The following is a 25,614-nucleotide window of genomic DNA, read 5'->3' on the forward strand; positions in this document are numbered from 1 at the left end:
AAGCCCCAGATGATTTAATTGCTTGCCAAAGTCATCGTTGTATTGACCGGTCCCGCTGGATCTGATTCGGTTCCAAGCCAAATTATTGCATAATTTTTATAAACTCCTACACCTAATGCGGACAATTTACTTCCGGCCCATTGGTCCTTTTCCAGCAAAATCGCATTATGACTTGGGCTGTTTTTCCACGCTTCCAGTACTCTTTTTGGGTTTATTTCTTTGTCGGAGGTGGAATACGCGTTCTCATACCCATCTCCCGTATAGGTAAAGTTAGTGATTTCCCGAGGTTTATCCCACATGAACTCGGCATATTTATTGTCTTTTGTGTAACAGACCTCTTGCCAATTTCCCTTGCCCGACCAACTATGCAGCGAACAGCCCAATCCGCGGTTATCGTGTCCCTGTGCGGGAGTATTGGAGTAAAGGTCAATAGCATGGACTCTCGCCACTTTAGTCAAAGAACGAGAGCTGTTGATAGGCGGTAAGCCGTTTTCCCGCCTGTAATTATTGATCAGATCCCATAATTCAAGCTCTTTTGGGGAAAAATGGGAAAACTGACTGGATTCATGAAGCACGCTTTGAATAATATTTTGGGGGCTGACATTTGATTCTGTATTCCCCGCATGGCTTGATTTCACGGAAGCCATTGAAATAATAGCTGCCAATGATGCTGTGATCAGCATTTTTTGCAGCTTGATTCCGTGTGCGACACAAGATGAAGATGCGTATCCCTCATCAATTAATATTTCACCAAGTTTTTTATGTGACGTTTTCTGTTTATGTAAAGCGTATTCCAGGTCGGCCTTTGAAATTTGACCTGTTTCCACCAATAAATCGCCAAGACGTAAAGGTGAATCGGTTGCTTTGCCTTGGTTGGATTGGAAGCTTAAGATTGACTTCACTTGCAGTTCCGTCAATATTCCTAAACGAATAAAAATATCGCCGATTTTTTCACCCGAATACTTCTGCTCCGCTAACACAAAATCCAGTTGATCTTGCGTTATGTGACCGGATTGGACTAATAAATTGCCCAATAGTTGGCGTTCACCCGCAGCAATTTTACCCGCATTATTGATATTTGATAGTATTTTATGTAAGGTCGATGGGGCGTTACTACCAGATGATTTCATGAGGCCGACCCCGACTAAAACCTGACTCAGCAGATTTTTAGCACTCTCCTGCACATTCAGAGCAAAATCTGATTTCCTTTGGGGTCGATATGTTCCGTTAACAGGAAAATGGTCTTCCGGTATTTTTATTTGAGATCCCATGTTAAGCCTCGTTTTACAGAGGTAACCGTCTTGAGTTGGTCTCTGAAATCATGGTATTTGCAGCCGCACAAATTTATGGTGATATGGCGTTATCAAATTTTATATTGTTTTTTATAGAATTACAATAATATTGACGCATATGGGTTTGAATTATCAGGATTTGATAAAAAACAATTGGCGGGCTGTTTCCGTTCAAACAGCTGTTATTGCTGGTTAATAATGCATTTTATGCAGAAAATTACGTCGTTGCCGAGGGAGGCCATACGCGGACAAGTTGGTTTAACTAAAATTTTTTTGTGTATATGGATCCTGAACCCGTCGTTCCAAAGCCCCGTCCTCTGTACGCCATACGTGATATAGCGGATGAAGCTTTGATCGGAGGCAACACGGGGAAATCCAACAATTGAGGGGGTAATAAGCAGGTTGCTGCCTTATTGGCATCTGCTTAATTTCCCCCATGTACCACCAACGCCCCATCCTTGAGTTCCACGCGCAACTCACTCCCCTCCGCCACATTTCCGGCAATAATGGCCCGTGCCACGCGGGTCTCCAACTCCCGTTGCAAATAACGTTTAAGCGGACGGGCGCCGTAGACCGGATCGTAACCGGCCTGGGCGATGAAGCGTTTTGCTTCGTCGGATATTTCAAGATTTATGTGGCGATCTTTCAGCCGTTCCTTTAACTGCTCTGTCAGCAGGTCGGCGATACGCACCACCTCGTCCAGGTGCAGCGGCTTGAAGAGCACGATATCATCCACCCGGTTCAGGAATTCGGGCCGGAAACTGGCGCGTAATTCGTTCATGACCGCTTTGCGGGCGTCCTCCCGGATATCTCCATCCGGGGTGATCCCCTCCAGCAGATGGGGGGCGCCGATGTTGGAGGTCATGATGATGACTGTGTTCTTGAAGCTGACCGTGCGGCCGTGGCTGTCGGTAACCCGGCCGTCGTCCAGAATCTGGAGCAGGATGTTGAACACATCGGGATGGGCCTTCTCGATCTCGTCGAAGAGAAGGACACTGTAGGGCTTGCGCCGCACCGCCTCGCTCAACTGCCCTCCCTCCTCATAGCCCACATAACCGGGAGGTGCGCCGATCAGGCGCGACACGGCAAACTTCTCCATGTATTCCGACATGTCGATTCGAACCATATTGTCTTCCGAGTCGAACAGGGCCGCGGCCAGGGTGCGGGCAAGCTCGGTCTTGCCGACCCCGGTTGGTCCCAGGAAGATGAACGAACCGATGGGCCGCCGCGGGTCCTTGATGCCGGAACGGGCGCGCAGCACGGCATCCGTCACCAGCCGGACCGCCTCGTCCTGTCCCACCACCCGCTGATGCAGAATATCCTCCAGGCGCAGCAGTTTGTCCCGTTCCCCCTCCACCAGCCTCGTCACTGGAATGCCGGTCCAGTGGGCCACGATCTCGGCGATCTCGTCCTCGGTGACCTCTTCCCGCAAGAGCTTCTGACCCCCCTGTTTTTCGTTCAGGGCCGCCTCCTCGTTCTTCAGTGCGGTCTCCAGGCCCGGCAGCTCGGAGTATTTGAGCTTGGAGGCCTGTTCCAGGTTGTAGGAACGCTCGGCCTGCTCGATGTCGCGGCGGGTCTTCTCGATCTGCTCCCTGAGCCCCTGGACGCGCTGGATGGCCACTTTTTCCGTATCGTAGCGGGCCCGCATGGCAGTGGCCTTCTCCCGGTCCGAAGCCAGATCCTTACGGAGCGCCTCCAGCCGTTCCCGGCTGGCCGGGTCCTTCTCCTTCTTCAGAGCTTGTTCCTCAATCTCCAGTTGCATGACCCGCCGGGATATGGCGTCCAACTCGGATGGAAGCGAATCGATCTCGGTACGCAACATGGCGCAGGCCTCGTCCACCAGGTCGATTGCCTTGTCCGGCAGGAACCGCTCGGTGATGTAGCGGTTGGAGAGGGTGGCGGCCGCCACCAGGGCGTTATCCTGGATCTTGACGCCGTGGTGCACCTCGAATCGTTCCCTGAGTCCCCGCAGGATGGAAACCGTGTCCTCCACCGAGGGCTGTTCCACTAAAACCGGCTGGAAGCGGCGCTCCAGTGCGGCATCCTTCTCGATATGCTGGCGGTACTCGTCGAGGGTCGTGGCGCCGATGCAGTGCAGCTCGCCCCTGGCCAGCATCGGTTTCAGCATGTTGCCGGCGTCCATGGCGCCTTCGGCCTTGCCGGCTCCCACGATGGTGTGCAGTTCGTCGATAAAGAGGATGATGCGTCCCTCGGCTTCCTTGACCTCGTTCAGGACCGCCTTGAGACGCTCCTCGAACTCGCCGCGGTATTTGGCACCGGCCACCAGGGAACCCATATCCAGGGCAAAGACGGTCTTGTCCTTGAGTCCTTCAGGCACGTCGCCCCGCACGATACGCTGGGCCAGACCCTCCACGATGGCGGTTTTGCCGACCCCCGGCTCGCCGATCAGCACCGGGTTGTTCTTGGTCTTGCGCGACAGGATGCGGATCACCCGGCGGATGTCCTCGTCCCGGCCGATGACCGGATCGAGCTTGTCGGTCCTGGCCATCTTGACCAGATCACGGCCGTACTTCTCCAGGGCCTCGTAACTGGCCTCCGGGTTGGCGGAGGTTACCCGCTGGTTGCCCCGCACGTCGGTCAGGGTCTTGAGGAATTTTTCCCGGTCTATGCCGGCCTGCTTGAGTATCCGGCCTGAGGGGAATTTGTCCCCTTCGCCCAGTAGTGCCATGAACAGGTGCTCCACCGACACATACTCGTCCTTGAGCCGCTTGGCCTCGTGCTCGCCGGCCACCAGGAGGCGCGACAGCCGCTGGGAGACGTAGATCTTGCCCGGCTCGGCTCCGGGGCCCGAGACATGCGGGCGCCGGTCCAGTTCCGCCTCGACCTCGTTCCTGATCATTTCCGGCCGGATATCCATCCTGGTCAACAGGCGCGGCACCAAGCCATCCTGCTGCTCCAGCAATGCCCAGAGCAGATGTTCGCCATCCACCTCCACATGGCCGCAGGTTACGGCCTTGTTCTGAGCCTCTGCAAAAGCCTCCTGGGATTTTTGCGTCAGACGGTTGAAGTCCATAATTCTTTCCTTCTGGATGAAATATGATGTTATCGCTCTACACTATGTTAGGTAAGCACGACAGCGGGGAATGTCAAGAAGGGAGGGGGGATTATCGGGAGCGGCGCGCGTCAACCATGCGCTTGAGTATGTTCAGAAAATTCCGCGCCAGCAAGGGGTGGAAATCGCTCCCGGACGAGTCCAGTATCCGTTTGACGATGATTCGCAGGTCCATTGGTTTGCGGTAGGGGCGCGGTGTCCGCATGGCGTCGAAGAAGTCGGAAATCATGGTGATCTGGCTGCACAGGTTGAGGCGCCATCCCTCGGGTGCCCGGGGGTAGCCGGAAAGATCGTATTTCATGTGGTGCTCGTAAGCGGTCACCACAGCCAGCCGGGGAACGCCGGGAATCTCCAGAAGGTGGCGGGCGCCCCGCACCGGGTGCTCCTTCATAAGGTCAAACTCACGAGGCGTCAGTTTGCTCTTTTTGATGAGGATCTCTTCGGGAATGAAGAGCTTGCCGATATCGTGCAACATGGCGGCGATGCCGATGTCGTGCAGCATCTGCCCTTCAATGCCAAGCGACGCGGCCTGGGCCAGGTTGAGGATACAGACATTGGCGGAATGGGTGAAGGCATACTCCTCGTCGCTGTGCATGGTTGCCCCAACCAGTCGGGATTCTCCCTCCTGCTGTAAGGCGGCGATAAAGCCGGAAACGATATCGGAGATACCGGCAACCTTCATCTTCTGCTTTCGTTTGAGCGCCTCATAGATCTCCGTAAAGCGGACCAACTCTTCAGCAGGCATCTCCCGCAAGGACATCCGGCGCGGGTGCGGAGCGCCGTCACCACTGGAGATGGGGGAATCGACGGAATATTCGTTGCCGCTTTCCTCCCGGAGTTCCACGCGACCGAGCCGGATATGCTCGCTGGGACCGAGCGTGGCTTTTTCGCTTTCCTGGATGGCCAGCCCGGCAATGAGAGCAATAACCTCTTCCCGGTCAAGCCCCTCCATGAACTTCACGTAGCCGATGCCCCTGGATGTGAGTACCTCGGCAAAACGGTTCAGGGAGAGACTGTTGGAGGGAGGTTCGCCGTTGATGATCAGCTCACTCTCGATAACCGTCAATGATATCTGCCGCGAGACGGCGAGAGCGGCGCCGATACCTTTATAGGCCGCCTCGGCCAGGCGGGCCACCTGGGGGTGCCCCATGGAGTAAAGTGCGGCATTTGCCGTTGCCGAGAGCAACGACCGGATGGATTCCTGTATGATGAAGTTTTCACTGCCCATGTGACTTCATCCTCACTGCACGCAACGATTCTTCTGCCTGTTGCGCCAGTTCGTCATTGCCCCTGGCAATCTTTTCCAGGATCGGCACGGCGCTTTTCGCGGGATATCCTTCAAGGGAACGGACGATCTCCAGCTTGAGCCGGTTCAACGCCTTGGCGCGGATCAGGTTCATGGAACCCAGTATCTTGAGCAGTTCGGGCAGCGCCTCCTCCCGCCCGATCTCTTTCAGGGACTGGATGGCGGTACTTTTCAGCTCCACATCCAACGGCGAGAGGCCGCTTTTGGTGACAATTGCCAGAAGCTTTTTGAAGACATCGGTGGATTGGCTCTTCTCGGCCATGCCGATGGCCGCCAGCCGGACTTCCTTGTCGCTGTTTTCCAAATCCCGCAGGATCTGGCGTTCAGCAATCGGATCGTTATAGGAAAGCAGCGTGCGCAAGGCATCCTGCCGGACCTTGGCATTCCTGTTCATGACCAGTGGCCTGATGTGAGGGATGATCTCAGGGTCGTCCAGCGAGCGCAGCATGATGAGAAGGTTGCGCAGATAATACCACGGCTGGTCGTCAAGGCGCGCCAGGATCGGTTCCTTGGCGGCCGGGCCGAATTCAAGGAGGCAATCCATCATGAAGCGGCGCAAAGACATGCTTTCTTCCACGGCCAGACTGTCCAGGAGCGGCTCGATGAACGGGGTCCCGATCGTCTCGACCAACAGACGGATATCGTCAAAGCGGCTCTTGCCCCAGGTGGTCAGGCCGTTCAAAATCTCATCCAGGAAATCGCGGCGGCTGAACCGCTCCCAAAGGAGATCACGGAAGAGGGGAGGGAGGGGAGGGGTGGTCGTCTGTTCAATGATGCCCAGCAGTTGGTGGTAGTCGCCGGTCTGGAGCAGGTAGCCGCACATATCCCCCAGGTTCCGGGCCAGGTTTTCCGTTTCCGTCGGATCGTCCCCGGTTATTGCCAGGCGCAGGATTATCTCGCCCACATGGCTTTCCAGCCAGCCGGGCTGCATGGTTTCCCGCAAAAGCTCCAATTCCTGCCGGGACGGCGGAGGGGGATGGCGTTTTGCCGCAGGTGGGCTCTCTTCTGCAGCCTGTTCCTCCGCGGCATGTTCGCTGAACATCATACGCAGTTTTTCCTGCGCATCCGCACCGGCCAATTGGGCCAAGGTCACCGAGCCGTGCGTTCCCCTGGCCGTTTGCTGGGGAAAACCCCGCAAGATCGCCACGATGGCGGGCGGAACATTGATGTTGTTATTGTCTATATCATCCAGTATGCCCTCGATCACATGGTGCGGCATGTGGCCGATGATCTCTTCGAACGCCGTGTTATTACTCAGTTCGTCGGTAGTGAAGGTCTTGGATAACAACCTGCTGCGAAGTCCGGGATCCAGGTTCGCCACAAAGGTTGCAATCTGGCTGCCGGGAGTCTGCCGGTTGCCGCCGTCTGCCAGGTCGCTCTCCTCATGATCAAGTAGATCGGCAAAAACGTCAATGTACTCATTCTCTTCACCGGCGGATGATTCGCGGTAACGGCGGTTGAAGGCCTGGGCCAACTGCTTGGGACCGATGCCTGAGTCGTCGCCGGTCCCAGCCCACAGGGAGCCATCCAGCACCCCCCGGGCAAAACGTTCCCAGAGCCCTGCGCCGGATGGTTCCGTCTTCGCGGAACCGGCCGGCACGTCGTCTTCGGTGGTGCTGAACAGGTCATACCGGATGGCGCGGATCCCAATGGCACCGATGCGTGACTGTTCCCAGACTTTTTCGATCCCCCCCTGGTCGTTGACCTCCTCACGTTTGAGTCCCAGGATCAGGTTGAAGCTCCTGAGCTCTTCGACGGTCAGATATTTCCGCAGAACCAGCGCGCCGATGCCGTGCTCGAAAAGTACGCCGGCAAAATCGCGAAAAACGAGATTAGCTTCGTCGAGGGAAGCGTTTTCCACCAGCAGGGCATTTTTTGTGGTGGCAATGATAATTTCGTCATGCGCCTCCATAAGCCTTGCATAAAGCGCGATAACCTTGTTCAGGGAGGCATCGATGACGGGATGTCCGGCAGGATACGCCTTGAAATGACGGCGCGAAATATTGAGCTCGATGATCAGGGACGCCAGTAGCCTGGTATCGATAGCGCCGGTCGGTATGTCCAAGGGTTGCTTGTTCATGGGGCCATGGAAAAGATGTTATTGAAATGTTGAGGATTTTGAGGACTATACTCCAAAGGAATTAATAATTGAATCATATTTTAATGTTTGTCAAAATATTGATTTTATTTGCAAACTTCAGTTGTATGTGTTTTATTGCAGAAACCACGCTTCAGGAGGCAATCATGCTGAAGGCACGGAGTTGCGGGGTTTTACTCCATCCATCATCGCTTCCAGGACACGACGGCATCGGCACGTTGGGAGACCATGCGCGAAGGTTTGTTGATCTCTTGTCTGCCATGGGGATGCGCCACTGGCAACTGCTTCCCCTGACCCCGCCCGCCTGCGGCAACTCGCCTTATTCCGCCTTGTCGGCCTTTGCCGGCAACCCGCTTTTGATAGACCTCCACCAGCTTGCCGAAGAAGGCGACCTGCCGCTTGAGGTGTATGGAGGCCGTTTTTCCGAAGAGCGGGTTGACTATGGCGCTGTCTCCGATCTGAAATCCAACCTGCTTCACCAAGCTGCCGCAACCTTCCTTACCGTCGAAAAAGGCTCTCGGAGAGAAGAGTTCTGGCATTTTTGCAACACGACGCCCTGGCTTCACGATTTTGCGCTCTTCATGGCGCTCAAACAGCATTACAAGGGAAAGAGCTGGCAGAAATGGCCTCGGGAAGCGGCGCTCTTAACGGAGGAAACCTACGAAAAGGCCTCGGTCAAACTGGGGCCCGAGATCGGAGCGCAGAAATATCTGCAGTGGCAGTTTTCCCGTCAATGGCAATCTCTGCGGGACTATGCCGCCAGCCGTGGGATTTCGTTCATCGGCGATATCCCGATCTTTGTGGCCTATGACTCGGCCGATGTCTGGCGTAACCGCGACCTCTTTCTGTTGGACGACCAGGGCAAGCCAACCGCCGTGGCCGGCGTTCCGCCCGATTATTTCAGCAAGACCGGTCAGTTGTGGGGAAATCCGCTCTACAATTGGAAAAGGTTGGAGGATCAGGGGTTTACCTGGTGGACCGAACGCTTCCGCCAGGCTTTCACGCTGTTCGACTGCGTCCGCATCGATCACTTCCGCGGTTTTGAGGCGGCCTGGCAGGTACCGGCCAATGAGCCGACCGCAGAACGGGGGCGGTGGGAGGTTGCGCCGGGAGGCCGCTTGTTCGAGGCCGTCCGTTCCGCCCTTGGGGACCTGCCGATCATCGCCGAAGATCTGGGGGTCATCACCCCTGAGGTGGAGGCCCTGCGCGACCGGTTCGGCTTTCCCGGCATGAAGATCCTGCAGTTTGCCTTTGATTCCGGCCCGGACAATCCCTACCTGCCCCACAATCACGTCAGAAACTGCGTGGTCTATACCGGCACGCACGACAACGACACCACGCTGGGCTGGTATACCGGTCAGGATGAACACCGCCGCAGTCTGGTGCGGAATTACATCGGATCGAACGGGCGCGATATTGTTGCCGATGTCATCCGGACCGCCCTGATGTCCGTTGCTCACACGGTTGTCATACCGTTTCAGGATATCCTGGCCCTGCCCGGCACAGCCCGCATGAACCTTCCGGGTACGGCGTTTGGAAATTGGGAGTGGCGTTTTTCCTGGGATATGGTCCATCGGGGACTGGCCGGCGAGATGAACGACCGGCTGGAACGCTACGGCAGGCGCCACGGGTAAGCGCAGGACGCGTATTTGTTCTTGAACTATTCATTCTTATTTGGGATTATGTAAAACTATGCAACGGGACCGGATCATCAGCAACAAGAAGGTTGCTCTCGCGGTACTGGCGGGCCTGTGGATCGCATGGGGCGCGACCGGGGCCGTCCATGCCGATATCTACCGCTATGAAGATTCGGAAGGAATCGTCCACTTTACCGATGCGCCGACGGACAAGCGCTTCAAGATTTTCATGCGCGACCTCAAAAAAGACCGGCAATTGCGTACGCGATTGAAATTCGCCGCCTCGGTCAACCCCGCGGAATACGACCAGATCATCAAGACCTGTTCGGACAAGTACGGGGTCAGCCAGTGTCTGATCAAGGCGGTCATCCATGCCGAGTCCGGTTACAATCCCAACGCCGTTTCCCGGAAGGGGGCCAGCGGACTGATGCAACTCATGCCGGGCACCGCACGATCGCTCAAGGTCAGCAACAGCTTCGATCCCAAGGACAATGTTGAGGGAGGGGTGAAATACCTCCGCTTTCTGTTGGATACGTTCCGCGGCGACGTTTCCCTGGCTGTGGCCGCCTATAATGCCGGGCTCAACAAGGTAGCCAAATTCGGGGGCATTCCTCCGTACGCAGAGACCCGCACCTATGTCAACCGGGTATTATCCTACATGCAATCCTATCAGGCCAACTGAACCCATGACGACGCCCAATTCCCATCCCATTCTCAATCTGCCCAATATGCTGACCATGCTGCGGATCGCCGCCATACCGCTCATGGCGTTCCTGCTCCTTTCGCCTACACAGTCGGCAGGCTTCTGGGCGGCGGCGGTTTTTGCCCTGGCGTCCATCACCGACTGGCTCGACGGTTACCTGGCGCGGCGCATGGGGATTGTTACGGTTTTCGGCAAGTTTCTCGATCCGATCGCCGACAAGCTGATCGTGATGGCAGCCTTGATCATGATCCTCCCCTTTGGGAGGGTCCCTGCATGGATGGTGCTGGTGGTTCTGGGTCGTGAGATTATTATTACCGGGCTACGGGGGATTGCGTCGAGCGAGGGGATCGTCATTCCAGCCAGCGATCTGGGCAAATTCAAGACGATCTTCCAGATTGTCGCCATTCTGGGGTTGATACTGCATTACGATTACAACTGGCTATTTGGGATCGACAATCCGCTGGTGCATGTCAACATGCATAATGTGGGGATGTTTTATCTCTGGATCGCAACCCTGTTGACCATCTGGTCGGGTGTGGATTATCTGGTAAAGTTCGTCAAGGTGATAGTACGCTGACGTAAATCAATTGGACTTGCCCAAGGGGATTTCAAACCTTTCCCCTTCATAGTTGAACCTGATCCGATCCTTCCCGATATTTTCAACCTTTACCCCATCGACAACCGCTCCCGCATATACCGTAGTTCCGTTGACCACGGCAAGACTGTCGGCACTGCCGATATGGTAGGCGATGCCGTCCACCCTGAGGGTGGGTATGTGTTTGGCCGGCGCTGCCTGAACCGGTGTGGGCACGGCAGCCGGCTTCGGCGGCGCCACGGCCGGTGTAGCGGGGCGGGCATGCCTGCGGGGCTTTACATGCGGCGCGGGGCGGCGCAACGGCTCGACCTGCATGCTCGGAGCGTTGCCGTCTTCTGCGGGAATCTGTATTCGAGACCTCTCACCCGGTGCCGGGGGATTCTGCATCGCCTGGGGCGGCGGGGCGCCGGTACGGTTGCCGGACGGATGAGCCCCGCGTTTCACATACAGGTACGTGAACGCAGAACCGCATACGAAAAACAGCACCGCCAACAGCGCAACATTGCGATAGGGAAAGCGGGACGGGCCTGAGCCACGCAGGATCTCGGTATCGATCCTGAGGGCATCCGGCGTATGGGCCGTTTTTTCCGCTTCCAGTTTTTTAAGAGCCTTGAGAATGGAACTCATCTGTTCACCGCATCAATTCCCGGTAAGGGATGGAATCCTGGCGCTCCTGTCGTACGATACAAGCGCAGCCAAGGTCTGTTCGCCCACCATGTCATCCTCGGCAATGCCGCGAGAACGCTGGAACTCCCGCACAGCCGCCTCGGTTGCGCCGCCGTAGATTCCGTCGAAGGGACCGTGGTACGGTCCGGCCTGCCTGAGGAGTCGTTGCAGGGTGCCGATCTCGTTCCGCCGTTCTCCGGGTGTGATGGTGACCGGAATACGGCCGACGTTTTTCCAAACCAGGTAGAAGGTTCCGTTTACCAGCGAAGCCAACTCCTTTTTATCAAGGACGCTTTTGCCGAACAGGGCGGGGGAAACCGTCGCGGAATCGTCTCGGACCGCCGTCACGGCAAGGCAGTAGGGACCCAGATCGCCCGATACCCTGGTAACCGCCAGGAAGGGGAGATTAAAACGGATGGCTTCGTCCAGCGTTCCTTTAAAGAGGGTCAGGCGCAAGCCGCCCTTGGCGGCAAGGCGCGCGAAGGTGTCCGGTGTCGTCAGACGGACGCCGGCCGTGGCGTAGGACGGTGCCCCCCATCGACCCATGAGGGCGTTCAGGGCATGCAGATGGGTGCTGGCCTGGTCGTAGGAAAGGAGTTCCTGTTCCACCGCGGAGAGCTGCCGGCTATTCGATGCGGATGACGGCGCAGCCTTGACGGACGAGTCGCTTGTTTTGACAGAAGTTTTTGCTTTAGACGGCTCCGCTGTCACGCCGGCGGGAGAGCGGACGGCCTGCATGAAACGGTCGGGATGCCAGCGCATGACCATGAATGCGAGAAACACCACCGCAACGGCAACGGCGATCATGGCAACAGCATGTTTCAGCGCAAACCGGTTCCGCGGCAGATTGAGGATCTCCCTGATGGCCCGGCTGATGATGCCGGCGCCGATATCGCGGCGCTCGTCGCCGTAGGCGATCAGGAGCGCCCGGTCACAGAGGATGTTGATCATGCGGGGAACGCCGCGGGTATAGAGGTAGATGTATTTAATGGCGTACCGGTTGAAGGAGACGGCACCGCTTTCGCCGGCCACCTCCATGCGATGGCGGACATAGGCGCGGGTTTCTTCCATGCTGATCGGGCTGAGCCGGTAGCGAACGGCGATCCGCTGATTGATCTGGCGCAGTTCCGGTTTGGACAGGAGGTGCTCCAGTTCCGGTTGTCCGGCAAGGATAATCTGGATCAGTTTGTCATCCTCGGTTTCCAGATTCGAGATGAGGCGAATCTGCTCCAAAGTCGCCGGATCGAGGTTCTGAGCCTCGTCGATAACCAGGACAACGGTCCTGCCGTTGGTGTTCTCCTCCAGCAGAAAGCGGTTCAGGACCGCCAGGAGTTCATTGGCATAGTGGCTGCTGGCGTCGATACCGAACTCGTTGTTGATGCTGCGCAGCAACTCCACCCCGGTCAAGCTGGGGTTGAAGATCAGAGCGGTACGATAGTTCTTGTCCTGAAGCTGCCCCAGAAGGGTGCGCAATACCGTGGTCTTGCCGGTGCCTACCTCCCCGATCAGTTCAATAAAGCCGTAATGGCTGTTGATACCGTACAGGAGATGGGCGAACGCTTCCTTATGGTGCTTGCTGAGGAAAATGAAACGGGGATTGGGCGTAAGGGTAAATGGTTTTTCTTTGAATCCAAAATATTTCGTGTACATGGATACCGCCGTCACTGCGCAACCGATGATTTTAATCTGTTGTATATTTCACATAATATGGTTATTTTCAAGAGAATTCGGTCATGCAGACGGATTGCCGTCCCCCACGAATCGACTCGACCTCAATCGGAAAGTATAAATTCATGAAATACATCAACCATTCAAGTATAACTATTGATAAATTAAATATAAACAAGGAAATAATGCCTGCCATCCAGTCAGTGGCGGCCCGCTACCCATTCCTGGTGTCCTCGTCCTACGCCGGTCTCATCCGGGAGCCGGACGATGCGATCTGGCGACAGTGTATTCCCGATGTTCGGGAGCTTGAAGATGACGGCCAGCTTCCCGACCCGCTTGCCGAGGTTTCGCTCAGCCCGGTCCCCGGATTGATCCATCGCTATCCCGACCGGGCCGTACTGCTCGTATCGAACCGCTGCCCGGTATATTGCCGTTTCTGCATGCGAAAACGTCTCGTGGGGTGCAGCGATCCCTCCCTTGGCCGCGAGAGGCTGGACCAAGCCCTGGCCTACATTGGCGCGACCCCGGCCATACGCGATATAACGCTTTCCGGCGGCGACCCGCTCATGCTCGACGATGCCTCGCTTCACCACATCCTTACCCGTCTGCGCGCCATCAGCCATGTCACCGTGATCCGCATCGGCACCCGCATTCCGGTCACCCTGCCGGAGCGTGTGACGCCGGAACTCTGCACCATGCTGAAACACTTCCATCCGCTCTACGTCAACACCCATTTCAATCACCCAGCCGAGATCACCGCGGCTTCCGCCGGGGCCTGCCGCCTGCTGGCCGACGCCGGCATACCTCTGGGCAACCAGACCGTGCTTCTGAAGGGGGTAAACGACGACATCGCCACCATGCGTGAACTGATGTCGGGGCTTCTGGAGATCAGGGTCCGGCCATACTACCTTCACCAGATGGACCTGGTAAGAGGAACCGCTCATTTTCGTACTCCCCTGGCCAGCGGCCTCGAGATCATCAAGGCGCTACGGGGCCACATCTCGGGTTTGGCGGTTCCTCACTTTGTGATCGATCTGCCGGGGGGAAAGGGAAAGGTACCGGTATTACCCGATACGCCGGAACGGAGTGGAGACCTGGTGTTTTTGACCACCTACCAGGGCGAGCGGGTTGCCTACCGGGACATTACAACTCCTCCGGCGTAAAGGCGATGACGTCGTCGATCCTTTCCGCGTCGGCACAGAGCATGACCAGCCGGTCGATGCCCAGGGCGATACCGGCCGAAGGCGGCAGGTTTTCCAGGTCGGCCAGAAACGGCTCCGGAAGGGGGAGGGGAGGGAGTCCTGTACGGAAGCGCCGGTCATTGGCTTCCATGAAGCGTGCCCGTTGTTCATAGGGATCATTCAGCTCGCTGAAACCGTTGGCAAGCTCCAGGCCGCCGGCATACAATTCGAACCTCTCGCCGACCGTCGGGTCGCCGGGCTTGAGGCGGGCCAGTGCGGCCAGCGCGGCCGGATAATCCATCAAGATGGCCGGCGTATCCTGCGGCAAGGCCGGTTCTATGGCAGTGACCATGATTTCGTCGAAGGTGCCGTCTTGCAGTGCTGCCTCCACCGTGGTCCCGCCGAAACGCGCAAACGCTTCGCGGACCGTTATCCGTCGTATGCCGGTACCGAAACCGATCTCACTTCCCTGGTAGGTTAACGTTGTTCCCCCGCATACCGTCCGTACCACCTGTTCCAGTAACCCCCGGCAGTCTTCCATGAGATCAAAGTAATCACTATCGGCCCGGTACCATTCCAACATGGTGAATTCCGGCACATGCCGCCTGCCTCGTTCGTTGTCCCGCCAACAGCGGCAAATCTGGAAGACCTTCTCGTACCCCCGGCACAAAAGCCGCTTCATGCAGAGTTCCGGCGAGGTATGGAGGTAACCGGCACCTGCCTGACAGGGCTCGATATACTCTTCGGGGGCATTGGCCGGGATCCGGTACGGCGTTTCAACCTCCAGGAACCCGCGAGAAACGAAAAACTCCCTGACTGTCTGTAGTACCTTGGCGCGCAGGTGAAGATTTGCACGACGAAAAGATGACATGAATTATCCCTCTATTGACAAAATCTGGCACAACAGCAGACTATCATAGTCTGCCCAGCAAGCTCAATCGATCATGTCTGACACAGTAAACTACCATCGGATGTACAAATTTGGGGTTGAACCTGTTAAAGGGCAACAAAAAAGCCCGCTTGCCGCGGGCTTTTTTGTTGCTTAGCTAAAACTTTGGACAGCGATTTTACCCTTTGACACGGGTTGAATACTCGCCGGTACGGGTGTCGATGGTGATCAGCTCACCTTCTTCGATGAACGGCGGCACCCTGAGGACGTAGCCGGTTTCCACCGTGGCCGGTTTGGAATCGTTGCCGCTGGTGTCGCCCTTGGCCCATGTCTCCGTTTGGATGACCCGCAGGTTGACGAAATTGGGAAGCGCTACGCCGATGGCCTTTTCACCGAAGAGCATGACGTCAACCTTGAGGTTTTCCAGCATGAAGTTCTTGGCATCGCCCATGGCATCTTCTTCCATGACGACCTGTTCGTAAGTCTGCTGGTCCATGAAGGTATAGTGGGTGCCCTCTTTATAGAGGTATTCCATCTGGCGCTCTTCCAGGCTGGCCGGCTCGAAGGTCTCGCCGGAACGATAGGTACGGTCGAGGATGGTCCCATTGATCATGTTGCGCATCTTGGTGCGATAGAGAGCTTGGCCTTTACCCGGCTTGGTAAAGTCGAAGGCGATGACGAGGTAAGGGTCGCCGTCAAGAGTGATTTTCAGCCCTTTTTTCAGATCTGCTACTGTGTACATTCGTTCCTCACTGATTGATTGGATTGGATATCGGGATACGACAAAGCCCATCTTGATGACGGGCTATCGTACCAGCCGGATCGTACGGGATTCTATTTGGCGCGATAGGTAATCCGGCCACGGCTCAGGTCGTAGGGGGACAGCTCTACGGTCACCTTGTCGCCGGGAAGAATTTTAATGAAGTATTTTCGCATCTTACCGGAAATATGGGCAAGAACCACATGTTCGTTTTCCAGCTTGACACGGAACATGGCATTGGGCAGTGGCTCGATAACTGTTCCTTCTACTTCAATCGCTTCTTCTTTGCTCATACCGAAGGGGGCTCCTCATTGCATTGGTTGTGAAACTTTCTTACATTACTGATAGTAACGCAAAATTGCAAGTTTAATTACGCAGATCGCTCAACTAAAACGGGTTTGTGAAGCCGGCCGCTCACCCTGTCCCGGATCATGGCGGCCCTATCGCAATATTGCGGGCCCCAGTTCATGTTACTCCTCTTGTGCCTGCGGCGGTCCGTCCAGAGTGTCCACGCCGAATCCAACTTCGCGAATAATCCCCATGCGCACATAAATAGGGCGGATTTTTTCCCGGATTTTGGGGAGGTTCCGGGCAAACATCACTGCACCGGCCAGACAAAAACCGGCCCCGATCAACAGGGTATACCGGACGCCGATGACGTCGGCCAAGGCCCCGGCGCCGAGGCTTCCAAACGGAGCCATGCCCATGAATGACATGGTGAAAAAACTCATGACCCGGCCTCTCTTGTCTTCCTCCAGTATGGTTTGCAGGATCGTATTACATGATGCCACCAGGGTTATGGACCCAAACCCTGTAATGGCGAGGGCGGCCAGGGAGATGGGCAGGTAACTCGAAATGGCGAATAATGCGATACCGGCGGCAAAGAGGATGACGGACAGAACGATTATCCGGCCGAGGCCCACCACATTCCTGCGGGAAGCAAGGTACAGGGTGCCTACCAGCGCCCCGCTGCCGGCGGCGGTCATGAGAAAGCCGAAGGTATGGGCGCCGCCGTGGAGGATCTGCTTTGCGAAGACCGGTACAAGAACGACGTACGGCATCCCCATAAGGCTTACAAAGGCTATGAGTAACAAGATGCTTCGTATCGGACCGAAACCGAAAGCATAGCCAAAGCCTTCGCGCAGTTCGTGCAGGATGCGCCGCTGCTGCAGTCGGGGAGGGCGGGGCTCGATACGCATGGCTGCGAGCGCCATGATGACCGCCAGGTAACTGATGCCGTTGACAATGAAACAGACACCTTCACCCGCCGTTGCGACCAGCACCCCGGCAACGGATGGCCCAATGAGGCGTGCGCCGTTCACCATGGATGAATTGAGGGCAATGGCGTTGCCAAGGTCCTCGCGATGTTCGACAAGGTCCACGACAAAGGACTGTCGTATGGGGATTTCGAATGCCGTAATGATGCCGAGAAGCAGGCTGAGCAGGACAATCAGCCAGATCTGGATGAAACCGGTCAGGACGGCAGTAGCCAGAAAGGCGGCCTGGAGCATGGCCAGTGTCTGATTGATAATAAGCAGGTGACGGCGATCCCATCGGTCGGCCAGAACGCCGGCGAACGGTGCTATGAGGAAGGTGGGGATCTGACTGGTAAAACCGACAACGCCGAGGAGAAGGGCCGAACCGGTCAAGCGATAGACGAGCCAGCTCATGGCAACCTGCTGCATCCAGGTTCCGACCAGGGATACCCCTTGACCGGCAACGAAAAGTCGGTAATTCCTGGAGCGCAAAGCCCTTAACAGGCCATGTTCGCGATAACGTGCACCCACGATCAGCAGAAGACCATACGGTGAAAGACGGTCCAGAAGTCGTCGCAGTCGTGTCCGTAGGCGGTAAGCGCCTTATTTTTTAAAAATCTTCTCAATAGTATAAACTTCATCAACCACAGAGGAAGCCAGTTTGCCATATTCATCAGGTTTCTTTGCAGACTCGAGGCGCTTCATGATCTCTGCGAATCTTTTTACTTCCTTTATCCCGCCGTAGGCCGTGACCAGGGGGATCAACTGTTGCCACGACAAGTGCAACTTGGTAACCGTGTCGGAAAGGTCGGTGACGCCCTCGGTCTCTGACTGGACCTCCAACTTACGGCCGTAATAGCCGATTACCGCCACATTTATCGGTATGGGAGAATTGTGTGCTTCGGCCAGACGGGCACCCAACATCATCACCTTGTTTGCCGATTTCATGGCAATTAGCCTGTCTTGTGAAACTATGGCTCGCTCAAGATCCGAAACGACTCCGATAAGATTTTTATAGTAGGGCATGTCCTTTTCACTGGTCATACCAGGAAGTATCTGTTCTGTCTTGACGATTGAATTGATCTTTTTGTCGAGATGTTTCCAGCGATTTACTTTCGCTTTTTCATAGATATCCTCTGCATTATCGATCAACTGTTCCAGCTCGTTCAAATTTGCATTGGAAGAGACCACCGAGGCTTGAGGCAATGCTTTGGGTTGGCCGGCAATGCAAATCTGTACGTGGTTGATCAGCACAAACAACAGAAAAATTGCAGCGACTCTGAAGGCGTTCTTGATATGAGCTAAGTTTCTTTTATCCATAATGTTTTTGATTGAAAATGACATCCGGGCAGGAGCTTTCGGATCAGCGGGTTAGTCCGGTATCTGGTTCGTGGCTTTCATTATTACGCCTAATCTCAGTATTTTTCAAGGGGCAGAAATCCTCTGGAGACTAGGTACTGTTGACAACCATAAATGTCCCATAAGTTATATTATGTAAAGTACGATAAGAACGATTATCTGCAAAGAATTCCCGTGACCGATTTTTGAAAATCCAGGGGCTAAATAAAAAGCGTTGTTGAATTCCAATACCCCTTTTTGAGTGGCTTTCAAATTCGCCCTACAAACCGTTTTTGCGAATTGGCCCTGGTAAAGATATGCCCCAATTTCGGGCCGTGTTAAATTGTACCCCTATCACGACAGGATGCACCTCCAAATTTATGATAAAATTCCGACCGCGCGTACTGCTTTGAGTTTCAAGATCTCCACTCCCCCTTATTAGTTCCTTGTTCCCGCAAACCTAGCGCAAGAATCTCCACGGCAAGGTTCAGGTTGGTCTCCGGATTCAACCCCGGCCCGAGTAAACGTGCCTGACCGGCCCGGTTCAGGAGCCGGTCGTCATAAACGGCTCCAGGGCATAACCGGCGCAGTTCGCCTGTCAGATGGGTAAAGTTCAACTCTCGCGACAACTTCATGGCATCGCCAAAGCCATCGAAGGACATGCCGTTCTGGCTGAAGATGACCGGCGACCGCCGGCCGACAGCATAAAGATGAAGGAACTTGCTGCGTTCCTCGGACGATACTTCCTCTTGGTGCTCGACCTTCGAGGTCATCGGCAGGCCCCCGGAAAGAATGGTCTTGCTAATGCTGAGCTTGCGCTCGGTGACGGTTTTTGTCTCGGAGACCCCGACGATGCTCGTACACGGCAGGAGCAGGTCAATCTCTTCGTAGGGAATCTCATCTTGTGGTCCGTTGCTCGCCTCAATGCGTAGCGCCCATTTTTTAAATTCAAAACGGCGGACGACGAAATGGCCGACTCCGTTGCGGACCCCCGTGGCGTCGAAGATCAGCGTGGTGAACCCGCTCTGATTCAGCTTCTTGGCCAGATCGGCGGCTCGTTGCGGATCGGCGAAACTGGCCACAACTGCAGGTCCGCCGCCAAGCATCCGTGGCCGTGCTTCATAGGCCGTTATTCCGAGAGCCCCGGCGAGTGCTTGGGCCAATTCGGCAGACTCCTCTTTCCAGCGACAAATGGCAACGACATGCATGAATTTCTCCTAAAAAAACAGCTACATCAGCCCCGAATCACTATTAATGGTTTCATCACGGAAGCGTGCATGCCCGTTTCATTATACAACATGGTTGGAGATGCCACGTGTCGGTGTTCCGATGCCCAGTGCGACATACAGCCGATGACGAAGCCACCCAGGGCGATATGCAGCACGAAAAAAGCGCATGCAGTCGCCCAACGCCGGTTGTAAATGCCGAAAACGACGGCTGTGAACACGATAACCACGGTAGCGATAATTAATTTCATGACAGACATTCCCTCCTTCCAAGCTGCGGCAGCGTGGATGTAGCATCTAGGTTAGCTACGAAATATATCCTTTGTTAGAGGAAAAAAATCATATAGGTATTAAACGCACAAAATCGGAAAAGGTTACACCCCATGAAAACAGATAGATTTATTTTGGCGCCTATTCTAATTAATTGTTCGCTCTTGATTCATAACATGATATAATATAAAGGAATAAAGTTATTTTAGAAAGAAGACCACGCCGCACGATGAGGGCAACACACAATAAGTCGTTGAGAAAGGATCACATACGTCAACCGGATGTTGTGACAGATATGACGTGAAAAGCTTATGAGTGAAAAACAGCGAAGTGACAACAGGGTCGCACTCTTAACAAAGTGTCAGTTGGATATAAAGGGCAGAACGTATAACTGCCTGGTGGACAATATCTCCACGACGGGCGCAGCCATTGAAATGACCGTTGCCGATCATGATGATATTCAAGTGGGTGAAACGGCTACGCTAAATGTCTTATTGTTGTCCCCGGTAACGTATCGGTGCAAGGTCGTGCGAATAAGCTCCGATCAGATCGGAGTGCAATTCGTCGATTAAGAGATCAGAGGGCTCCATTGCCGACAAGGTAATCAGCCAACGCCCTGTCCTTGACAAGGATATGATTCACCAGCCAATCCCTCAGGAACACCACTATCTGAACATTATACAACGATTCACCCGACCGAAGTTTTGATTGCAATTCATCGATTTGATAGAAAAAATAATTGTGATCTTTCTCATGGCTCAGGAGCGATGGAAAGTCGTTTTCATGCATAAGATGTTCTTCCGTGCCAAAGTGATACTTTGCGTAATCAAAAAGCTCGCCCAGAATCAATTCGATGATGTGCTTGTCATTCAACTGTATGGCGTTATAAGACTTATTGAGAAGGCCCACCAAATGCCGGTGATGTTCATCGAGAACGTTCACTTTAAGACTAAGGCTGTTGTCCCATTTAATCAAAGTCATGTTTATCCGACCATCCGAATCTGGTTGCGGGTTATAATCCCACAGTGTTTCAGCCCTCTTTTGGGCTGGCTTTTGGCTTTGCCAACAGATAAAAGGTCACTTTTCCCAGGAGAAGTGGCCTTTCCCTTTTGCAGCATCAGGACGTGGGGAGGAGGATTATCGGCTACGTGAGAAAAAAAACAGGATGAGACCGAATATCAATCCAGATAGAATAATGATGTTTGCCATGGTATGCATGGCAAGGAGATTACCATTAAATTTGTAAGCAATCAAACAGAACCTCCAACCATCAACAATTAGTTGGTTATTCCTGTATGGTTATCGTTTTTTTCGTTGGCAAATGCGACGTCAATATGCTGGTATGATGTTCATATTCAACAGGAGGCTGAAATGACGAAACAGTCGAAAGACAGGGAGACCGTTCCGCCCAAACGGATTGCACTGGTCGCCCACGACAACAAAAAACGGGACCTCATCGAATGGTCCCTTTTTAACCGGAATCTGCTTGCCCAGCACAAACTGTACGCCACGGGGACCACGGGAACATTGCTTGAAGACGCACTCAAACTTCCCATTGTCAAACTTCAAAGCGGCCCCCTTGGCGGAGACCAGCAGATCGGCGCCAAGATTGCCGAAGGGGAAATCGATTTTATCATTTTCTTCTGGGATCCGCTCGAACCCCAGCCCCATGACCCGGATGTGAAGGCGCTCCTGCGAATTGCCGTAGTCTGGAACATTCCGGTGGCATGCAACCGTACCACTGCCGACTTCGTGATCTCGTCGCCGCTCATGTCTTCCGGCTATCAGCGGACCGTTCCTGATTTCGCGGAATACCGCAACCGCTTTCGCAAATCACAGGACACGTGAGCAAGGGGGGCTCTCTCCCCCCCTCCCCTCTTGTTTTTGCACATGCCAAACGGGCCGTGTCTTTGCAGACATGGCCCGTTTGGCAAGTATCGCCGGTTTCAGCCCATCACCACTGTCTCTTGTCGATGACGCGGTTGGCCTTTCCCTCATTTCGCGGAATACTGTTGGGCTCCACCAGCTTGACGGTGACGCCGACTCCCAGCACGGAGTCTATCTTCTTCTCCACCATCTCCAGGAAGGCCCGCTGTTTTTTCATTTCGTCAAAGAAGATATGTTCGGTGACCTCGATGCAGACCTCCAGAACATCCATGGCCCCCTTGCGGTCAACCACCAGCCGGTAATGGGGTTCGCACCCCTCGATGGCCACCAGCACCTCTTCGATCTGCGACGGAAAGACGTTGACCCCCTTGATGATCAGCATATCGTCGGAGCGCCCCATGGTTTTCTTCATCCTCACCATGGTCCGTCCGCATTCGCAAACGTCATAGTCAAGGCTGGTAATGTCCCGCGTCCGGTAGCGGACCATGGGAAAGGCTTCCTTGCTGATGGTCGTCAGCACCAGTTCGCCGACGCTTCCCGGCGGCAGCACCTGGCAGGTATCGGGATCGATGATCTCCGGGATAAAGGCGTCCTCGAAGATGTGCATGCCGCATTTGTAGCCGCATTCTCCTGCTACGCCGGGGCCGATGACCTCGGACAGGCCGTAATTGTCCGTGGCGCTGAGGCAGAGACGCGACTCGATCTCTCGCCGCATGGCCTCCGACCAGGGCTCCCCGCCGAACAGGCCCACCTTGAGGGACAAGGTTTTCGGGTCGATCCCCATCTTTTCCATACGGTCGGCCAGGGTGACGGCATAGCTCGGCGTACAGACCAGCACGGTACTTTTGTAGTCCTGCATGATCATGATCTGCTTTTCCGTGTTGCCGCCGCTCATGGGGATCACGGCCGCACCGATGGTTTCCGAACCGTAGTGCAGGCCAAAGGCGCCGGTGAACAGGCCGTAGCCGAAAGCGATCTGCACCACGTCGTCGTGGGTGACGCCCGCTGCGGTCATGAAGCGGGCCACCAGGTTCGACCAGGTCTTGAGGTCGTTCTTGGTATACCCCACCACCGTCGGTTTTCCGGTGGTGCCTGATGACGAATGGATGCGAACCACTTCCCTGAGCGGTACGGCGAACATCCCATACGGATAATTGAGGCGCAGGTCCTCCTTGGTGGTAAAGGGAAGTTTTGCCAGGTCGGACAGAGAGGTGATGTCCTCGGGAACAATACCCAGTTCGTTGAACTTCGTGCGGTAACAGGTTACGTTCTTGTAGGCGCGGTTGAGGGTCGCCTGAAGCCGTTCAAGCTGGAGCTGCCCAATCTCGTCTCGGGGCATGCATTCATGCTGGGGGTCCCATATGGAGTTCTGCATCACAACCTCATAACACGGTGATTGTCCTGAATCCGCAACGCCTTCATGTCTCCGTTTGTCCGGAAGGCCTCAGCCTTTGCCTTTGAGAAGATGCCGGCAACCAGTCGAAGGCCCTACAGAGTGAGTGACGTGCTGCGACACAGGCGGCGTGCGGGCACCGGCTCTTCCGGCCACTGCGGCATTCCGGCATCACGGATTCAGGATTATATATAATCTTCTCAGGCCAGTGCCTCGTCAACGAGTTGACGGATCTTTGCTATGGCCTCTTCCACCGGCAACAGGAGCACTTCACCGGTCTTGCGGATCTTGACCTCGACCTTGCCTTCGGCCAGTCCCTTGCTGCCGACCACGATGCGCAGCGGGATACCGATCAGGTCGTTGTCCTTGAACTTGACTCCCGGCCGTTCGTCGCGATCATCGAACAGCGTCTCCACCCCTTGCTGCTCCAGTTTGAGATAGATCTCTTCGGCCGCAGCCATGACGCCGCTATCCTTGGCGTTCAAGGCCACCACCGAGCAATGGAACGGGGCCAGCGGCAGCGGGAAGATGATGCCGTTTTCATCATGGTTCTGTTCGATGGCCGCAGCAACCGTACGGCCGATGCCGATGCCGTAACACCCCATGAAGATCACCTGCTCTTTGCCATCGGCGTCCAGATAGGTGGCATTGAGGGCGGTGGAGTATTTGGTGCCCAGCTTGAAGACGTGTCCAACCTCGATGCCGCGCCACATTTCCAGTTTTCCCTCCTGGCAGCGGGGACAGCCATCGCCGGCCACGACGGTGCGGATATCGGCAAAGCGCTCGACCGAGAAATCACGTCCCAGGTTGGCGTTGATGAAGTGCATATCCTTTTCGTTGGCGCCCATGACGACATCGGCCATGCCTTCGAGTACCAGGTCGGCGATGACCGGGATCTTCTCCTTGAGTCCGATGGGACCGAGGAAGCCGATGGGCGAACCGGTGATACGCAGGATTGCCTCCTCGGAGGCCATCTCGATCTCGTCCCAGCCCAGGCTGTTCTTGAGTTTGATCTCGTTCAGTTCATGGTCCCCGCGCAGCAGCGCCATGACGAAGTCGCCGCTGCCCGAGGCGTACACCAGGGTCTTGACCGTCTTGTCGGCCGACAACTTCAGGAACGCCGCAACATCGGCAATGGTTTTCATGTCCGGTGTCGGAACCTTCTCCAGCGGCAGCAAATCAGTGGCCGGAACCGGGTGCAGCGGCCGCGACTCGGCCTTTTCCACGTTGGCCGCATAGCGGCAGGAGTCGCAGGAGACGATGGCATCCTCGCCTGAGTCCGCCAGCACCATGAACTCGTGGGAGAATGATCCGCCAATGGTGCCCGAGTCCGCCTCAACGGCGCGGAAGTTCAGTCCGCACCGTTCAAAGATACGTACATAGGCCTGGTACATGCGTTCGTAGGAATCGTCCGCAGCGCTGCTGTCCACGTCGAAGGAGTAGGCATCCTTCATGATGAATTCCCGGCCGCGCATCAGGCCGAAACGGGGACGGATCTCATCACGGAACTTGGTCTGGATCTGATAGAAATTGATCGGCATCTGCCGGTAACTCTTGATCTCGCGGCGGATCATGTCGGTAATGACCTCTTCATGGGTCGGCCCCATGCAAAACTCACCGTCCTTGCGATCCTTGAAGCGCAGCAGTTCCTTGCCGTAAAAGGTCCAACGACCCGATTCCTGCCAGAGCTCCGCAGGTTGGACACTCGGCATGAGCATCTCGATAGCCCCGGCCCGGTTCATTTCCTCGCGGACAATATTCTCGAATTTGCGGATGGACCGTAACCCCATGGGCAGATAATTATAGATACCGGCCGCCAGCTTCCGGATCATGCCGGCGCGAAGCATCAACTGGTGGGAAATCACCTCGGCATCGGAAGGGGTTTCTTTTACGGTGGGAATAAAATAACGGGAATAAAGCATTGTCACCTCAGGGGATGTTATAGTCGAGCAGGTTGTTTTTTTCGAGCAGTGCCTTGAGCATCTCCTGCCGAAACGGCTTTACGATATAATCGTCGCAGTCGCTGTCCAGCAAAGCGTTTTCCATGTCTTTGGAACAATTGCTCGCAGAAATCACGAAGATCGTCGTGTGCATATAGCCGTGAATAGGGAGCGACTGCTCCCGGTCGCGGATCTTCCTGATCAGTTCATGACCATTGAGCCCCGGCATGGTAATATCGGTGCAGATCAGGTCGTAGGGCTCATTTTCCAGAATGGCCTGTTCGAAAAGCCCATAACCTGTCGCGCCGTCTTCCGCGGTATCGCAGCGGGCAAACTCGGAAAAGAAATTCTCCAGAACCTTGCGGCTCAGAGCGTCGTCCTCAATAACGAGATAGCGTTTCCCCATGGCAGTGGTTTCTCCGGCTGGGTTGTACGA

At 55.3% G+C, this 25,614-nt stretch carries 23 protein-coding genes; 6 read left to right on the forward strand and 17 right to left on the reverse strand.

Annotation, left to right across the window (positions count from 1 at the left end; all coding sequences use genetic code 11):
- Window positions 1-14: 14 nt before the first annotated feature.
- The 4 genes from LDN12_RS09020 to LDN12_RS09035 form a co-directional block, all read right to left on the reverse strand.
- The gene (locus LDN12_RS09020) at window positions 15-1,271 is read right to left on the reverse strand and encodes a CAP domain-containing protein (protein ID WP_223922342.1); all 1,257 of its coding nucleotides are present in this window, start codon (window positions 1,269-1,271) and stop codon (window positions 15-17) included.
- Between the two features lie 445 nt (window positions 1,272-1,716).
- Complete coding sequence (gene clpB / locus LDN12_RS09025; RefSeq protein ID WP_374045046.1) at window positions 1,717-4,326, reverse strand: ATP-dependent chaperone ClpB; 2,610 nt, start codon at window positions 4,324-4,326, stop codon at window positions 1,717-1,719.
- 91 nt (window positions 4,327-4,417) lie between these two features.
- The gene (locus LDN12_RS09030; protein ID WP_223922343.1) at window positions 4,418-5,593 is read right to left on the reverse strand and encodes an HD-GYP domain-containing protein; all 1,176 of its coding nucleotides are present in this window, start codon (window positions 5,591-5,593) and stop codon (window positions 4,418-4,420) included.
- Window positions 5,583-7,751 (reverse strand): HEAT repeat domain-containing protein, encoded by a 2,169-nt coding sequence (locus tag LDN12_RS09035; protein ID WP_223922344.1) that lies wholly within the window; start codon window positions 7,749-7,751, stop codon window positions 5,583-5,585. Before LDN12_RS09035 ends, LDN12_RS09030 begins: the two co-directional genes overlap by 11 nt.
- Before the next feature lie 164 nt (window positions 7,752-7,915).
- Here LDN12_RS09035 and malQ point away from each other — a divergent pair, with 164 nt between their 5' ends.
- From malQ to pgsA, 3 genes are read left to right on the forward strand one after another with little or no spacing between them, the layout of a single operon-like run.
- Window positions 7,916-9,403 carry a 4-alpha-glucanotransferase gene (gene malQ / locus LDN12_RS09040; RefSeq protein ID WP_223922345.1) on the forward strand — a complete coding sequence of 496 codons (1,488 nt, stop codon included), beginning with the start codon at window positions 7,916-7,918 and terminating at the stop codon, window positions 9,401-9,403.
- 58 nt (window positions 9,404-9,461) lie between these two features.
- Complete coding sequence (locus LDN12_RS09045) at window positions 9,462-10,088, forward strand: lytic transglycosylase domain-containing protein (RefSeq protein WP_223922346.1); 627 nt, start codon at window positions 9,462-9,464, stop codon at window positions 10,086-10,088.
- 4 nt (window positions 10,089-10,092) lie between these two features.
- Window positions 10,093-10,686, forward strand: a complete 594-nt coding sequence (gene pgsA, locus LDN12_RS09050) for a CDP-diacylglycerol--glycerol-3-phosphate 3-phosphatidyltransferase (RefSeq protein ID WP_223922347.1) — start codon at window positions 10,093-10,095, stop codon at window positions 10,684-10,686.
- A gap of 6 nt (window positions 10,687-10,692) precedes the next feature.
- On the opposite strand, the gene LDN12_RS09055 is transcribed toward pgsA, so the two are convergent.
- Window positions 10,693-11,331, reverse strand: coding sequence for a general secretion pathway protein GspB (locus LDN12_RS09055; RefSeq protein ID WP_223922348.1), 639 nt, complete (start codon window positions 11,329-11,331; stop codon window positions 10,693-10,695).
- Window positions 11,332-11,343: 12 nt separating this feature from the next.
- Window positions 11,344-13,020, reverse strand: a complete 1,677-nt coding sequence (locus tag LDN12_RS09060) for an ExeA family protein (protein WP_223922349.1) — start codon at window positions 13,018-13,020, stop codon at window positions 11,344-11,346.
- Between the two features lie 143 nt (window positions 13,021-13,163).
- Here LDN12_RS09060 and LDN12_RS09065 point away from each other — a divergent pair, with 143 nt between their 5' ends.
- Window positions 13,164-14,201 carry a KamA family radical SAM protein gene (locus LDN12_RS09065; protein ID WP_223922350.1) on the forward strand — a complete coding sequence of 346 codons (1,038 nt, stop codon included), beginning with the start codon at window positions 13,164-13,166 and terminating at the stop codon, window positions 14,199-14,201.
- On the opposite strand, the gene epmA is transcribed toward LDN12_RS09065, so the two are convergent.
- The 7 genes from epmA to LDN12_RS09100 all read right to left on the reverse strand — a co-directional run bounded on the left by epmA (window position 14,182) and on the right by LDN12_RS09100 (window position 19,939).
- The gene (gene epmA, locus LDN12_RS09070) at window positions 14,182-15,090 is read right to left on the reverse strand and encodes an EF-P lysine aminoacylase EpmA (protein WP_223922351.1); all 909 of its coding nucleotides are present in this window, start codon (window positions 15,088-15,090) and stop codon (window positions 14,182-14,184) included. The genes LDN12_RS09065 and epmA overlap by 20 nt on opposite strands.
- A 196-nt stretch (window positions 15,091-15,286) precedes the next feature.
- Entirely contained in the window at window positions 15,287-15,850 is a 564-nt protein-coding gene (gene efp / locus LDN12_RS09075; protein ID WP_223922352.1) for an elongation factor P, read from the reverse strand.
- Between the two features lie 92 nt (window positions 15,851-15,942).
- Window positions 15,943-16,161, reverse strand: a complete 219-nt coding sequence (gene infA, locus LDN12_RS09080) for a translation initiation factor IF-1 (protein WP_223922353.1) — start codon at window positions 16,159-16,161, stop codon at window positions 15,943-15,945.
- Between the two features lie 177 nt (window positions 16,162-16,338).
- On the reverse strand, window positions 16,339-17,655 hold the full coding sequence (locus LDN12_RS09085) for an MFS transporter (protein ID WP_223922354.1): 1,317 nt from the start codon (window positions 17,653-17,655) through the stop codon (window positions 16,339-16,341).
- Between the two features lie 72 nt (window positions 17,656-17,727).
- Entirely contained in the window at window positions 17,728-18,444 is a 717-nt protein-coding gene (locus LDN12_RS09090; protein ID WP_223922355.1) for a hypothetical protein, read from the reverse strand.
- A 434-nt stretch (window positions 18,445-18,878) separates the two neighbouring features.
- A complete protein-coding gene (locus LDN12_RS09095; protein WP_223922356.1) occupies window positions 18,879-19,670 on the reverse strand; it encodes a hypothetical protein in 792 nt (263 codons plus the stop codon).
- A gap of 26 nt (window positions 19,671-19,696) precedes the next feature.
- The gene (locus LDN12_RS09100) at window positions 19,697-19,939 is read right to left on the reverse strand and encodes a hypothetical protein (RefSeq protein WP_223922357.1); all 243 of its coding nucleotides are present in this window, start codon (window positions 19,937-19,939) and stop codon (window positions 19,697-19,699) included.
- Between the two features lie 330 nt (window positions 19,940-20,269).
- On the opposite strand from LDN12_RS09100, the gene LDN12_RS17990 reads away from it, so the two are divergent.
- Complete coding sequence (locus tag LDN12_RS17990) at window positions 20,270-20,530, forward strand: PilZ domain-containing protein (protein ID WP_223922358.1); 261 nt, start codon at window positions 20,270-20,272, stop codon at window positions 20,528-20,530.
- Window positions 20,531-20,534: 4 nt separating this feature from the next.
- On the opposite strand, the gene LDN12_RS09110 is transcribed toward LDN12_RS17990, so the two are convergent.
- Window positions 20,535-20,939, reverse strand: coding sequence for a bacteriohemerythrin (locus tag LDN12_RS09110; protein WP_223922359.1), 405 nt, complete (start codon window positions 20,937-20,939; stop codon window positions 20,535-20,537).
- Window positions 20,940-21,329: 390 nt separating this feature from the next.
- Between LDN12_RS09110 and LDN12_RS09115 the strand changes: the two genes are divergently transcribed.
- Complete coding sequence (locus LDN12_RS09115) at window positions 21,330-21,806, forward strand: methylglyoxal synthase (RefSeq protein ID WP_223922360.1); 477 nt, start codon at window positions 21,330-21,332, stop codon at window positions 21,804-21,806.
- A gap of 106 nt (window positions 21,807-21,912) precedes the next feature.
- Here the strand turns inward: LDN12_RS09115 and LDN12_RS09120 are convergent, their stop codons facing one another.
- The 3 genes from LDN12_RS09120 to LDN12_RS09130 all read right to left on the reverse strand — a co-directional run bounded on the left by LDN12_RS09120 (window position 21,913) and on the right by LDN12_RS09130 (window position 25,584).
- Window positions 21,913-23,220: a phenylacetate--CoA ligase family protein gene (locus LDN12_RS09120; RefSeq protein ID WP_223922361.1), complete on the reverse strand. Its 1,308-nt coding sequence runs from the start codon at window positions 23,218-23,220 to the stop codon at window positions 21,913-21,915.
- A 218-nt stretch (window positions 23,221-23,438) separates the two neighbouring features.
- Complete coding sequence (locus LDN12_RS09125) at window positions 23,439-25,160, reverse strand: proline--tRNA ligase (RefSeq protein WP_223922362.1); 1,722 nt, start codon at window positions 25,158-25,160, stop codon at window positions 23,439-23,441.
- Window positions 25,161-25,167: 7 nt separating this feature from the next.
- Window positions 25,168-25,584 carry a response regulator gene (locus tag LDN12_RS09130; protein ID WP_223922363.1) on the reverse strand — a complete coding sequence of 139 codons (417 nt, stop codon included), beginning with the start codon at window positions 25,582-25,584 and terminating at the stop codon, window positions 25,168-25,170.
- Between the last annotated feature and the right edge of the window lie 30 nt (window positions 25,585-25,614).

This window comes from Geobacter sp. AOG2, from assembly GCF_019972295.1.
Lineage (GTDB): Bacteria > Desulfobacterota > Desulfuromonadia > Geobacterales > Pseudopelobacteraceae > Oryzomonas.

Excerpts from the sequence above, each read along its gene's own strand:
- LDN12_RS09120 (WP_223922361.1), bottom strand. The coding sequence starts at position 23,220 with ATGCAGAACTCCATATGGGACCCCCAGCATGAATGCATGCCCCGAGAC.
- LDN12_RS09125 (WP_223922362.1), bottom strand. The coding sequence starts at position 25,160 with ATGCTTTATTCCCGTTATTTTATTCCCACCGTAAAAGAAACCCCTTCC.
- LDN12_RS09130 (WP_223922363.1), bottom strand. The coding sequence starts at position 25,584 with ATGGGGAAACGCTATCTCGTTATTGAGGACGACGCTCTGAGCCGCAAG.
- epmA (WP_223922351.1), bottom strand. The coding sequence starts at position 15,090 with ATGTCATCTTTTCGTCGTGCAAATCTTCACCTGCGCGCCAAGGTACTA.
- LDN12_RS09055 (WP_223922348.1), bottom strand. The coding sequence starts at position 11,331 with ATGAGTTCCATTCTCAAGGCTCTTAAAAAACTGGAAGCGGAAAAAACG.
- LDN12_RS09060 (WP_223922349.1), bottom strand. The coding sequence starts at position 13,020 with ATGTACACGAAATATTTTGGATTCAAAGAAAAACCATTTACCCTTACG.
- LDN12_RS09090 (WP_223922355.1), bottom strand. The coding sequence starts at position 18,444 with ATGGATAAAAGAAACTTAGCTCATATCAAGAACGCCTTCAGAGTCGCT.
- LDN12_RS09115 (WP_223922360.1), top strand. The coding sequence starts at position 21,330 with ATGACGAAACAGTCGAAAGACAGGGAGACCGTTCCGCCCAAACGGATT.
- LDN12_RS09100 (WP_223922357.1), bottom strand. The coding sequence starts at position 19,939 with ATGAAATTAATTATCGCTACCGTGGTTATCGTGTTCACAGCCGTCGTT.
- LDN12_RS09110 (WP_223922359.1), bottom strand. The coding sequence starts at position 20,939 with ATGACTTTGATTAAATGGGACAACAGCCTTAGTCTTAAAGTGAACGTT.
- efp (WP_223922352.1), bottom strand. The coding sequence starts at position 15,850 with ATGTACACAGTAGCAGATCTGAAAAAAGGGCTGAAAATCACTCTTGAC.
- LDN12_RS09035 (WP_223922344.1), bottom strand. The coding sequence starts at position 7,751 with ATGAACAAGCAACCCTTGGACATACCGACCGGCGCTATCGATACCAGG.
- clpB (WP_374045046.1), bottom strand. The coding sequence starts at position 4,326 with ATGGACTTCAACCGTCTGACGCAAAAATCCCAGGAGGCTTTTGCAGAG.
- LDN12_RS09095 (WP_223922356.1), bottom strand. The coding sequence starts at position 19,670 with ATGCATGTCGTTGCCATTTGTCGCTGGAAAGAGGAGTCTGCCGAATTG.
- pgsA (WP_223922347.1), top strand. The coding sequence starts at position 10,093 with ATGACGACGCCCAATTCCCATCCCATTCTCAATCTGCCCAATATGCTG.
- LDN12_RS17990 (WP_223922358.1), top strand. The coding sequence starts at position 20,270 with ATGAGTGAAAAACAGCGAAGTGACAACAGGGTCGCACTCTTAACAAAG.
- LDN12_RS09030 (WP_223922343.1), bottom strand. The coding sequence starts at position 5,593 with ATGGGCAGTGAAAACTTCATCATACAGGAATCCATCCGGTCGTTGCTC.
- malQ (WP_223922345.1), top strand. The coding sequence starts at position 7,916 with ATGCTGAAGGCACGGAGTTGCGGGGTTTTACTCCATCCATCATCGCTT.
- LDN12_RS09020 (WP_223922342.1), bottom strand. The coding sequence starts at position 1,271 with ATGGGATCTCAAATAAAAATACCGGAAGACCATTTTCCTGTTAACGGA.
- infA (WP_223922353.1), bottom strand. The coding sequence starts at position 16,161 with ATGAGCAAAGAAGAAGCGATTGAAGTAGAAGGAACAGTTATCGAGCCA.
- LDN12_RS09065 (WP_223922350.1), top strand. The coding sequence starts at position 13,164 with ATGAAATACATCAACCATTCAAGTATAACTATTGATAAATTAAATATA.
- LDN12_RS09045 (WP_223922346.1), top strand. The coding sequence starts at position 9,462 with ATGCAACGGGACCGGATCATCAGCAACAAGAAGGTTGCTCTCGCGGTA.